The 11,436-nt window shown below is 71.6% G+C and carries 10 protein-coding genes and 1 pseudogene; 6 read left to right on the top strand and 5 right to left on the bottom strand.

All coding sequences use genetic code 11. From position 1 onward, the window contains the following. Window positions 1-56: 56 nt before the first annotated feature. Window positions 57-1,427, bottom strand: a complete 1,371-nt coding sequence (locus BFF76_RS04100) for an extracellular solute-binding protein (RefSeq protein ID WP_065847200.1) — start codon at window positions 1,425-1,427, stop codon at window positions 57-59. A 270-nt stretch (window positions 1,428-1,697) separates the two neighbouring features. Here BFF76_RS04100 and BFF76_RS04095 point away from each other — a divergent pair, with 270 nt between their 5' ends. The 3 genes and pseudogenes from BFF76_RS04095 to BFF76_RS30910 form a co-directional block, all read left to right on the top strand. Then, window positions 1,698-2,753, top strand: a complete 1,056-nt coding sequence (locus BFF76_RS04095; protein WP_031100048.1) for a LacI family DNA-binding transcriptional regulator — start codon at window positions 1,698-1,700, stop codon at window positions 2,751-2,753. A gap of 401 nt (window positions 2,754-3,154) precedes the next feature. Beyond that, window positions 3,155-4,081 (top strand): AEC family transporter, encoded by a 927-nt coding sequence (locus BFF76_RS04090; protein ID WP_065847198.1) that lies wholly within the window; start codon window positions 3,155-3,157, stop codon window positions 4,079-4,081. A 79-nt stretch (window positions 4,082-4,160) separates the two neighbouring features. Beyond that, a pseudogene (locus tag BFF76_RS30910) lies at window positions 4,161-4,577 on the top strand (GNAT family N-acetyltransferase); the annotation flags it as partial. A gap of 85 nt (window positions 4,578-4,662) precedes the next feature. Here BFF76_RS30910 and BFF76_RS04085 read toward each other — a convergent pair. After that, complete coding sequence (locus BFF76_RS04085) at window positions 4,663-5,793, bottom strand: polyprenyl synthetase family protein (RefSeq protein ID WP_079122301.1); 1,131 nt, start codon at window positions 5,791-5,793, stop codon at window positions 4,663-4,665. Further along, window positions 5,790-6,878, bottom strand: a complete 1,089-nt coding sequence (locus tag BFF76_RS04080) for a tetratricopeptide repeat protein (protein ID WP_244167208.1) — start codon at window positions 6,876-6,878, stop codon at window positions 5,790-5,792. The genes BFF76_RS04085 and BFF76_RS04080 overlap by 4 nt, the downstream gene beginning before the upstream one ends. A 458-nt stretch (window positions 6,879-7,336) precedes the next feature. Between BFF76_RS04080 and BFF76_RS04075 the strand changes: the two genes are divergently transcribed. Further along, window positions 7,337-7,555: an MbtH family protein gene (locus tag BFF76_RS04075; RefSeq protein WP_031100039.1), complete on the top strand. Its 219-nt coding sequence runs from the start codon at window positions 7,337-7,339 to the stop codon at window positions 7,553-7,555. Between the two features lie 99 nt (window positions 7,556-7,654). Here BFF76_RS04075 and BFF76_RS04070 read toward each other — a convergent pair whose 3' ends face one another. Together BFF76_RS04070 and BFF76_RS04065 are read right to left on the bottom strand one after the other, a co-directional pair. Further along, complete coding sequence (locus BFF76_RS04070) at window positions 7,655-8,674, bottom strand: bile acid:sodium symporter family protein (protein WP_107418389.1); 1,020 nt, start codon at window positions 8,672-8,674, stop codon at window positions 7,655-7,657. Between the two features lie 97 nt (window positions 8,675-8,771). Continuing rightward, window positions 8,772-9,443: a DUF4232 domain-containing protein gene (locus BFF76_RS04065; protein WP_244167207.1), complete on the bottom strand. Its 672-nt coding sequence runs from the start codon at window positions 9,441-9,443 to the stop codon at window positions 8,772-8,774. A 197-nt stretch (window positions 9,444-9,640) separates the two neighbouring features. Between BFF76_RS04065 and BFF76_RS04060 the strand changes: the two genes are divergently transcribed. Both BFF76_RS04060 and BFF76_RS04055 read left to right on the top strand, forming a co-directional pair. Then, window positions 9,641-10,783 (top strand): PP2C family protein-serine/threonine phosphatase, encoded by a 1,143-nt coding sequence (locus BFF76_RS04060; RefSeq protein WP_065847194.1) that lies wholly within the window; start codon window positions 9,641-9,643, stop codon window positions 10,781-10,783. Between the two features lie 71 nt (window positions 10,784-10,854). Next, window positions 10,855-11,409, top strand: a complete 555-nt coding sequence (locus BFF76_RS04055) for an NUDIX hydrolase (RefSeq protein ID WP_234316728.1) — start codon at window positions 10,855-10,857, stop codon at window positions 11,407-11,409. The last annotated feature ends 27 nt before the right edge of the window (window positions 11,410-11,436 follow it).

The raw sequence follows: 11,436 nt of genomic DNA, 5'->3' as shown, positions 1-11,436 counted from the left end.
GGGCGGGGGCCCCGATGGGCGTGGTGGTGGTCACGTCGGTTACTCCTTCTGCTCGGTCAGGCCACCGGGTTGGGCTGCCGCAGCAGCGAGTTCGCCTCGCGGACCATCTGCCGTACCGCCTTCTCGGCGGAGATGTTGCCCAGCAGTGCCGACTGGAGCGGCTGGCACATGCGGTTCTGGAAGTTCGAAGCAGCGCCGGCGAACCAGTTCGGCGGGTCGAGCACCGCCACCTCTCCGGCGTCTGCGTAGGAGGACTGCGGCTTCAGCTCCGCGTACGCCGGCTCGGCGAGCACCGGCTGATAGGCGGGGATGTGACCGGCACTCGCCCAGGTCAGACTCTGCTTGAGTATCCGGGCGACGTAACGGTGTGCTTCCCTGCGGCGGGCAGGGTCGGGGCTTGCCTGGTGCGGCAGGACGAAGCTGTGGGAGTCGGTGTAGACGGCGGGCCTGTCGAACACCTGGGGGAAGGGGGCGGCTCCGAGCGGGATGCCGGACTTCTGGAGCGTCGGCAGCTCCCATTCGCCGAGCATGGCCATGCCGCCGCGACCGCCCAGGAACCCGGCCAGCGCGCTGTTGTAGTCGAGGTTGTTGGGATTCGTCCGGCCGTCGAAGAGCTGCTGCATGAACGACACGACCTGCACGGCGGCGTCGGTGTCGATCTCGGCTGCCCCGCCGTCCGGCAGTGTGAAGGCGGCGCCGGTCTGCGCGTACAGCGCGGCGAACTGCCGCCAGCTCTGGGCGGTGTCGGTGACGTGGCCGAAGAGGATGCCGGACTTCCCCGTCACCTCCGCCAGGGCCTTGCCCGCCTCCAGCATCGCCTTCGGAGAGCCCATCGGGGCGAGTTCGCCCTTCGGGTCCAGGAGGCCGGCCCTGCCCGCGGCCTCGCGGTCGTAGAACACGATGAACGGGTGGACGTCCATGGGGATGGCGTACACCTTCCCCTGATGTTGCGTGCGCCTCCAGACGGCAGGGGTGAAGTCCTTCTCGGTGACGCCGAACTCGGCGAGCACATCGAGGTCGAAGGGGTCCAGCAGCCCACCGGGGGCGTAGCCGGCCAGCCGGGACAGGTGCAGGACCGCCACGTCGGAGGCCCGTCCGCCGGCGGCCGACATGGCGAGCTTCGTGTAGTACGACGGCCCCCAGTCGAGGATCGTGCGATCGACCTCGAAGCCGTCCGGGCCCTGGGAGACGGCCTTGATCATGTCGTCCATCAGCATGCCGTCACCCCCCTGGAACAGGTCCCATACGTTGAGCGCCGAGGCGTCGGAGGCGGAGGCCCGGGAGGAGCAGCCGGTCAAGGGGCCGGTGGCGAGCAGTGCGCTCGCGCCGGCCGCCCCGTAGCGCAGCAGCCGTCGGCGCCCGATACCGGGAGCCGGGCCGGGGCCGGGCGCGACCGGCACCTCACGGGGGTGGGACGAAGAACTCATCGCGGACCTTTCGACGGCCGGACGCTCATGCCGGATCGGCGGTGGACCGCCGCTGCGGGCGGGGCCACCGCACACGGCAGGTGGGTGTGCCGCGCTGGCTGAAACAGTGCGGCCACCTTTTTTACATCGATGTACATTCGCTGTAAAGAGTTCGGACCGTACGGCTGTGCGATCCGGGGTGCGCGTTTCGCACAGGGTGCGGAGGCCTCCGTCCGCAGCGGGCGGGCCGGAGCATAGACTCGGCAGCGTTCGAGGGCAGGGAGGTCGGCCGTGGCACGGCCCAGGATCAAGGACGTCGCACGGCACGCGGGGGTGTCGGAGAAGACGGTGTCCAACGTGATCAACGACTACGTCCATGTCTCCGACCGGACCCGGCGTGTGGTCCGCGAGGCCATCGACCACCTCGGATACCGGGTGAACCTGGCAGGGCGTCACCTGCGCAAGGGCCGCACGGGCATCATCGCCCTCGTGGTGCCCGAGTTGGACGTGCCGTACTTCGCCGAGCTCGCGCGGCACGTCATCCGCGAGGCCGAGCAGCTCTCCCTGACTGTGCTCATCCACCAGAGCGGGGCGGACCGCGAGCACGAGCTGGCCGCGCTGGCCGGTTTCGGCTCCGACTTCGTCGACGGGATCATCCTCAGCCCGCTCGCCCTCACCGCGGACGACGTCACTGACCGCGCGGGGGCACCGCCGACCGTGCTGCTCGGGGAGTTGCTCGAGGAGGGGGCGGACCATGTGGCCATCGACAACGAGAGGGCCGCGCGCGAGGCAACGGAACACCTGATCGGTCTGGGGCGCCGGACCGTCCTCGCCGTCGGTGGCCGTGAGGCGCCGGGCCTCGGGACCGCGGAGGCCCGCACCCGGGGTTACCTCGCGGCCCTGGCCGGGGCGGGCATCGTCCACCGTCCGGAGGCGCTGCTGCCGGTGGACGACTTCAGGATGCCCGACGGCGCGCGGGCGGTGACCCGGGCCCTTAGTGCCGGAGCGCGGCCCGACGCACTGCTGTGCCTCAACGACCAACTCGCCCTGGGGGCGCTGCGCGCCCTCCACGAGCACGGGCTCCGCGTCCCCCAGGACGTGGCGGTGGTCGGTTTCGACGACGTGGAGGGGGGCCGGTTCAGCGTGCCTACGCTGAGCACCGTGGCGCCCGACAAGGCGGCGGTCGCCAGGGTCGCCGTACAGCTCCTGCACCGACGCATCGAGGAAGCCGCGCAGAGTCCGCTGACACCGGATTCCGGGAGTGCCGGCATCCAGTCACCTCAGGACCGTGTGGTGGCCCACCGCCTCGTCCTGCGCGAGAGCACGGAGGGCCCCGGGGCCGGTTGACGGGCCCCCGGGGGACGGCAACCAGGAACGTGAGGTCGGTGCCCGTCTCTGCTATGCGTTCCCTGCCGCGTTCACAAGGGCCTTCGGCATGCCGCCGTCCCGTTCCGGAAGGCCCGATGTGCGGTGGCCGCCGCTTCACCATACTGCCGGATAACGCCCGGTCGACGGGAACACCGCTCTGCGGTGACCGTAGGGTAAGTCCTGGTCAGCGCATCGGTGAGCGGGTTTCGCGAGCGGGCGGGAAAGTCTGTGGCCCAGGGTGATTCCGCCCGCCTCCGGCCCCTCTGCGTCCCGGCTCAGCACTGCCGGACCTCGACGACACCGGTAGCCCCACGCCCACCGCCATCCGCTGACCAGCCGCAACGACCCACCAGCAAGCCAGCGAGCCAGCAAGGAAGTTCATGCAGGGAGTCCTCACCGGGTTCGCGGTGATCGCCGTCGTCATAGGCATCGGCTACGTCCTGGGACGCCGCGGACACCTGGGGGACGACGGACGCACGGTCCTGACCCGGCTCGCATTCAACGTCGCCACCCCCGCACTGCTCTTCACCACCCTGGCGGGCGCGGACCTGTCGGTCATCTTCTCCCGACGGCTTCTGGTCACTGCGGCCGCGATGGCCGCAGCAGCCGCCCTGTTCATAGCCGTGGGGCTCCTGCGGGGCTGGCGCGCCGGGCACCTCACCATCGGCGCCCTGTGCTCCAGCTACGTCAACGCGGGCAACCTCGGAATCCCGATCGCCGTCTACGTGCTGGGAGACGCCTCGCTCGTCGCCCCCGTCCTGCTCCTCCAGCAGATCGTCGTCACTCCATTCGCCCTGACCATCCTCGATCTGAGCCGGTCAGGAGAGCCCCGCCCCCTCCTCCAGCGCCTGACCACACCGCTTCGCAATCCGATGGCCGTCGGCTCACTGGCGGGTGTCACCGTGGCCGCCGCCGGCTGGGCCGTCCCGTCGCCGGCCCTCGAACCCCTCACCCTCATCGGGAACATGTCGGTCCCGGCGGTTCTCCTGGCCTTCGGGATCTCCCTGCGCGGCAGCGGCATACCCGCCCGCGGGGCCGACCGGGCCGCCATCGTCCTGTCCGCCGGCCTCAAGACGACCGTCCAGCCCGTCATCGCCTGGAGCATAGGCGCGGGCGTCTTCCATCTGCACGGCGCGGCTCTCCTCGACGTCGTCGTGATTTCGGCGCTGCCCGCCGCACAAAACCTCTTCACCTACGCCTCGCAGTACCGTGTCGCCGAACAGCTCGCCAGAGAATCGATTCTGCTGTCCACCGTCGCCTCGGTCCCGGTCCTGATCATCGTCGCCGCGCTCCTGGGGCAGGCGTAGGCGATGCCTTGTCCCGGCTCCTGGCGCCTCGGCCGTTCCTGCCCGATGCGAGCCGGTCCATCAGTTTGACGCCTACCCGGTGAACTGGCCTGCCCAGCCCCGCGAGTGGCTGTCGCCCAGTCCCCTGCTGGGCTCGTGGGTCGCCGAACTCGCAGGCCGCCCGGTCGGGCACGTCAGTCTGTCGCCGGGCGGCGAGGGTGATCTGGCCCCGGCCTTGTGGAGCGAGCGGAACGGGGCGACGCGGGGTATGACGACCGTGGTCGGCAGGCTGTTCGTTGCCCCGCAGGCCAGGGGACACCGGATCGGTGCGCTGCTGATCGGCCGGGCAGTTGAGGAAGCGCGGAGCCGTGGCCTGCATCCGGTGCTCGACGTCGTCACATCCGATACCGCCGCGACAGCCCTCTACGAGCGGCCGGGCTGGGAGCTGATGGCCACCATCGAGCAGCAGTGGGGCCCGGACCTGACCGTGGCCATCAGCTGTCACGCGGCGCCGTCCCGACGTGGTCGTCCCCCAGTCACCGACCGACGGCCGCGACGAGGACGGCCGCCTCGTCCGGCCCTGTCCGGGACGGTGCGCGTACTCACATCCTGCGGTGGAGCAGGGATGCGAGCAGCACCTCGATCTCGAGTGCCGCACGTGGGGCGAGGGGCACGCTTCGCAGGCAGGCGCGGGCGGCATCCAGCCGGCGGCGGGCTTCGTCCAGAGTCGCGCTGCGGCCGCCGCACGCTTCGACGAGGGCGGCGGCGCGCATCGCACCGGCATCGTCGAGGGGCAGCGGAGAGTTCAGGAGAGCGGCGAGCTCCCTGGTGCGGAGACCGTCACCGGCGAGTGCGGCCAGCACGGGGTGTGTCTTCTTCCGCTGCCGCAGGTCGCCGTACACGGGTTTGCCCGTGACTGCCGGGTCGCCCCAGATGCCGAGCAGGTCGTCGACGGCCTGGAACGCCACTCCGAGGTGGCGCCCGGCCCGGTCCAGCGCGGCGACGGTGGGGGCGGGTGCCCCGCCCAGGAGTCCGCCGAGCGCTGCGGCGCAGCCCAGCAGGGTGCCGGTCTTGAGTTCCGCCATGGCGCAGTACTCGTCCATCCGGACGGCCCCGGGTCCCGTCCAGGGGCGGGCCGCGAAGAGGAGGTCCTCCGCCTGGCCGCGAACGAGGCCGCTCAGCGTCCCCGACAGCCGGCACACGGCCGCAGCCGTGTGCGGTCCCGGCGCCTCGGCGAGTGTCTGCACCGCCAGGGCGAAGAGCGCGTCGCCCGCGAGCACGGCGGGGCCGGTGCCGTACGCCTTCCACACGGTCTCGCGCTGCCGCCGGGTCCCGTCCCCGTCCATGATGTCGTCGTGCAGCAGCGAGAAGGTGTGGACCAGCTCGACGGCCACCGCACCGGCTACGGCGCTCTCCCCGGGGGCCTCCGCGGCCTCGGCACACAGTACGGCGAGGGCCTGGCGCAGGCCCTTGCCCTCGTACGACCCGTCAGTGGGACCGCCGCCGACCTCGCACCAGCCGAGTGAGAACGCGGCCATTTCGCCCGGCCACGGATGGAGCCGCCCTATGGCGGCGGACAGGGAGGGGCGCACGAGGTCACGGCAGCGAGCGAGTACGCGGGCAGCGGTGACCGCGGCCTCCGGCGACGCGGTCACGGAAAGCGCCGCTCTCCCGCGGCCGGCGGATTCGGCGTCGCACGCGGTGTCCGCCGGAGCGGTCGTCGGGGAGTTCATCGGGTCGCCGCCTCCTCGACGCGGTGCCCCTCGTCGGGCAGGGGACCCACCCCCAGCTCGACGGACGCCTTGTCGACCATGTCCCGGGCGTGCCGCAGACCGATCCGGTCCAAGGTCCGGCGGAGTACGGCCAGTTCCACGACGGTCTCCGCCGGGTTCCGCCCGAGCCGGGCCAGCGACTTGGCGAGCCCCAGCCGGGACAGCGCGGCCCCCCGCGGCTCGTTCATCTCCTCAAATTCCGCGAGCGCCTGCGCATAGGTGTCGCGGGCCTGCGCGTACTGCCCCGCCCGGTAGTGCACGTTGCCCCGCATCTTGTGGTTGTAGGCGAGCGCACTGGACAACTTCATCTCGCGGCAGATGGATTCGGCCTCCGTGAGCAGCGACAGCGCACGCTCCACATCACCGTCCCGTACGGACAGGACGTCGGCTATGCCGCGCAGCGCCCAGGCCCGGCCTCGCTGGTCATCGGCCCGGCCCGCAGTGCCGGCCGCCTCCTCGAAGAGGGCGAGTGCCCTGTCGTACGAGCCGGTGTTCCGGTGCATCTGGGCTATCCCTTCCAGCGCCCACACCGTGTGCCGGGCCTCGCCGCGCCTGCGGGCCTCGGCGAGCAGCTGCTCGTGCAGTTCCCCGACTGCCTGGTAGTCGCCCTGGATGCGCCCGGTCTCCGCCAGTCCGGCGAGCGAGTAGCCGCGAACCACAACGTCGCCCCCGCGTTCGCCCATCTCCGCCGCGAGCCCGAGCAGCCGGTACGCCAGCGCAAGCGATCCCCGCTGGCGGGCGAGCGTGCCACCGCTCCACAGGGCCCACGCCATCGCCCCGGCGTCGCCCGCCGAACGCGCCGCCCGGTAACTCGACTTCCACGCCGTGTCTGCCTCCGCCACCCGCCCCAGGCGCCGGTACGCTTCCGCGACGGCGAGCCCGCAGCGCGCCATCTCCCGCTGCTCTCCGGCGTGTTCGGCCGCCCGTAGTTCTTCGATGCCCCTCGCCAGCACCTCGGTGAGGGAGGAGTTCACCGACAACGAGCCGAGCGCCCCCTGATACTCCGGAGCGAACGCCTTGTCCTCCGGCCGATTCTGCTGAGTCACCCGTGCCACCTGCTCACTGTCTCGCCTGTCTCCGGGGCTTCTGCCCCCGGCGGTGGTCGGCCGCCGTCAGTGATCAAGACGGTATGAGCGAGGAAGGGTTCCACGAATCCCTCTCGGTGTCGGTCCTGGGTCATACCTGAGGGCCACGCGAGACACGTGCACTAGTCAGCGGGACGGACGCCGCACTACGCCGCGAGTACGTCCGAAGGGCAGGCGGACACCCGGCTCCCACGGGTGCCGGGGCGCGGTCCGCACACCTGCGGGCCAGCCGTTCGCCGGCCGGTCCCCGGCACGGGCGGCGGAGTCCCGGACGGCGTACGGCCCGGATGCTGACCTCGTGTCATGAGCCGCCCCCGGTGCACCGGGGGAGTTGTGGTGTCCGGAGCGTCAACCGGGAGCGATCCGGGTAGGGTGACACCCTAAGTGAAGGCAGCCTTACCTAAGTTCGAGGAGTATCGGTGACCAATCCCTTCGAGGACGAGAACGGCACCTATCTGGTGCTCGTCAACGACGAGGGGCAGCACTCGCTGTGGCCCGCGTTCGCCGAGGTGCCTGCGGGCTGGACCGTGGCACACCAGGAGGACACCCGTCAGGCCTGCCTCGACTACGTCGAGCGGAACTGGACCGACCTGCGGCCCAGGAGCCTGGTGGAAAGCATGGCCGCCGACTCGGCGTGAGCCTTCCCCGGAGCCGGCGGGGCGGCACGCAAGAGGCGTTCGCCCGGGAATCCCGGGCGAACGCCGTCGAGTCGTGTGAACCGCCGGGCCGGAGTCCGGTCAGGATTCCTCGGCGGCTGCCGTTCTCGGTGCCGTGGTGGCGGCCGCCGGTGCCGGCTCGTCGCGCCGTGACCTGTGGGACATCCAGGCCGCGACCAGGGCGCCTGAGATGTTGTGCCACACGGAGAACACCGCGGCCGGAAGCGCGGCGAGCGGGCTGAAGTGGGCCGTCGCCAGCGAGGCGGCGAGCCCGGAGTTCTGCATGCCGACCTCGAAGGCCATGGCGCGGCTGGCGGGCCGGCCGAGTCCCGAGATCTTGCCCGCGCCGTAACCGAGCGCGAGCCCCAGGCCGTTGTGCAGCACGACGGCGATCAGCACGGTCACGGCGGCGGACTTGATGACACCGGCGCTGCCCGCCACGACGGCGCAGACGATCGCGGCGATGGCCAGCGACGACAGCCAGGGCATGAGGCCCAGCACCCGGTCGACCAGCTTGCCCGCGACCAGCCGCACCACCAGGCCGCCGAGGACCGGCAGCAGCACCGTCTTGAGGATGTCCGTGATCATCGAGCCGGCGTCCACCGGCAGGTACGCGCCCGCCAGCAGCAGCGTGAGCGGCGGCGTCACCAGAGGGGCGACCAGGGTGGAGACGGTGGCGACGGAGACCGACAGCGCCACGTCACCGCGGGCCAGGAAGGTCACCACGTTAGAGGCCGTGCCGCTCGGTGCGCAGCCGACCAGGATGAGCCCGGCAGCCAGTTGCGGCGGCAGTCCGAGCAGATGCGCGATGGCCCAGCCGAGCCCCGGCATGATGACGTAGTGCGCGACCAGGCCGATCGCCACGGCCCACGGGCGCTGCACCACGCCCCGGAAGTCGAGCGGGGTCATCGTCAGCCCCATGCAGAACATGACGATTCCCAGCAGGTACGGAACCGATTCCGTCCAGCCGTCGAACGTGCCGGGAGTGACGAGACCGGCTACACCCGCCGCGAGCACCAGGACGGGGAAAACCGTGACGGCGCGCCTCGCCGCCTTGTCGTCGGAGGCCGGTTGATCAGGGGTTATCTGTTCGGTTTGCACAGGCGCGATAAGACGCCGCGGGCACGGACCTCCGCAAGCGCGTCTCGCTATGCGGACGACATGTCCAGGATGCGTACGTCCGGAGGTCCGGCCCGGCCTACTTGCCCGAGCCGACCGGGGTCACCGTGATGCGGGGGCCGGAGCCGGAGTCCGCTGGGGTGCTGACGGACAGCGGCATGCGGTGCGAGTGGGTCTCGTTCGGCGGAGTCACGACCGCCGAGGTGAAGGTGACGCCCGAGCCGCCGCTGGTGTTCGGCGGGAAGTGCAGCGAGAAGTTGGTGTTCTGCCCGGGCGTCAGCGTGACCGTCGGGGCGGGCCGGCCGCTCTGGCGCTCGGCGCTCACCGTGCCGTCCTCGCTCTTGAGGTCCAGGCCGGGGAACCCGCGCATCGAGCAGGACGCGGATCCCGTGTTCCTCAGGTTGATCAGCACCTCGCCCTCCGCCATGCCGCCCGAGCTGCTGAACGAGAGGTCGGCGGTCCGGCATGTGCCGCCGGAGGCCGAGGCGGGCGCGGAGGCGGACGCCGGGGCCGGGCCGGGAGCGGACGCCGAGGCCTGGGTGTCCCCTCCGCCGGAGCTCTCCGTGGCTGCGGGACTTGCGGAGCCGCTGCTGCCGGAGGGCACTTCCGCCGACGCGGACGCCGCCGAACCGGTGTTGACGCCGTCCTCGCAGGCCGTGAGGGAGAGAGCTGCCACTGCTGCGGCGATGACGACGGATGACTTCCGAAGGCGCATGAGTTCCCCTGTGGTCAGGTCCGGCTTGCTCCGCATGAGCACTTGCGTGTGCAATACACTCAGAATGTGACGGAAGGTTGAGTGCCGGACCCGGACCGGAGACCATCACCTGGGGACGAACCCGGGCACGCCGCGCAACCACGAGGTACTCGTGCCCGCCCGGAGCGCCGGCATGCGTCGGACCGTGTCCGCCAGAGGATGCGGAGAGCCGCGCCTGCGGGCAGCGTGGGGGAGTGCCGCAGCTGCCGAGAACCCAGTGGATCCCTGTAGGCCTCATCGTGCTGGCCGCGCTGCTCGACCTGGTCACGCCGCACCACGTGACGTCGGCGCCTCTTCTCATGACGGCACCCGTCGCCGCCGCGCCGCTCTTCGGCGTACGCGGGATCATCGGCGTCGGCCTCACCGCGATGGTCGTACACGCGTTCCTCACACGGCTCGACGGCACCTTCGGCTGGCGCGCGAGTGTGGCGAACCAGATCACCCTGGCGGCCGTCACCGCACTCGCCGTCCTGATCCACCGCACGCTGCGCAGACAGGACGCACGTGCCCGGCGCGCGCAGCACGTCGCCGCCGTCGCCCAGCGGGCCGTGCTGCCCAGGCCACCGTCCCGCCTGGGGAATCTGCACATCGACGCGCGCTACGTGCCGGCCGAGAGCGAGGCCCTGATCGGCGGGGACCTGTACGTGGTGCAGAGCACGCCGTACGGAATCCGGGTCATGGTCGGAGACGTGCGGGGAAAGGGACTCGGGGCGGTCAGCGCCGTCAGCGCCGACCTCGGAGCCTTCCGTTACGCGGCGGACGAGGCGGAGGACCTGCCGCAACTGGTGACCCGGCTGGAGAGAGCCCTCCTGCGCGAGGGAGGCCGCCGCGGTGGCCAGCAGCAGGAGGAGGGCTTCACGACGGCCCTCATCGCGGAGTTCTCACTGGACCTGGAGACCGTACGCCTGGTCAACCGGGGCCACCCGCCCCCGGTACTCATCGACGCGCAGGGCCGCGCCGTGCTTCTGGAGGCGTCCGAGGAGGCACCCCCGCTGGGGATGAGCGACCTGGGTGTCTGGTCCTCCCCGGTCGACAGCTTTCCGTTCCCGGCCGGTTCCACGCTGCTCTGCTACACCGACGGCGTCACCGAGTCCCGCGACGCCGCCGGAGGTTTCTACGACCCCGTCTCCCGGCTTCCGCTCGTGCTCGGCGGGTGGGCGCGGCCCGGCGGCCGTCTCGCGCCGGGGCAGATCCTGGACATGCTGATCCAGGACGTCCGGCGCCACGGCGGCGGCCGGCCCCAGGACGACCAGGCCATGCTGGCCCTGCACCGTGCGCGCGCCGGGCCCGGTCCCGCACCGCCCGGCAGCGCCGCTCCGGCGGCGGCCCCCGGCTGACGTCCGAGAGCTCCGACACGACCGCGCGTCCCGGTCCGTTTGCGCCGCGGCGGGCTGGACATGATCGGTTCGTGACGGAGAGTCCTGACCCCATGGTGTGGGCCCTGAAGAGGGAGCGGCCGGACGCGGCCGGCTACCTGACGGTGCGGTGCCGCACCTACGTACAGCCCGACGGCAGGGAATCGGACTGGGACATCCTGTACGGCTCGGGGACGGTGGCCCTCGTCGCGTTCACCGAGGACGGCCGGGGCATTCTCGTACGCCAGTTCCGCCCCGGCCCCGGCAAGGTGCTGGCGGAGCTCCCCGGGGGCATGCTGGAGCCCGGTGAGGACGTATTGCACGCGGCGGCACGGGAGCTCCTGGAGGAGACCGGATACCGGGCGGGGACGGCCGAGGTCGTCATGCGGACCTACCTCGCGTCCTACGCGACCCACGTGAGGTACGCCGTGCTGGCCGAGGGCTGCCGCAAGGTCGCCGAACCCGCACCCGACGCGGAGGAGTTCGTCGAGCCGTTCACCCTGGCGCGGGACGCGTACGTGGATCACCTCCTCGGCGGCGAGTACACGGACACGGACGTGGGCCTGGCGGGACTCGTCGCGGCGGGCCTGCTGGTGCGGAGCAGCTGAGACAGCACCACCCGCGTGGCACAGGAG

Source organism: Streptomyces mutomycini (assembly GCF_001700505.1).
Classification (GTDB): Bacteria; Actinomycetota; Actinomycetes; order Streptomycetales; family Streptomycetaceae; genus Streptomyces; species Streptomyces mutomycini.
The sequence above is the reverse complement of the archived record's forward strand: the minus strand, read 5'-3'. Positions and strand labels throughout refer to the sequence as shown.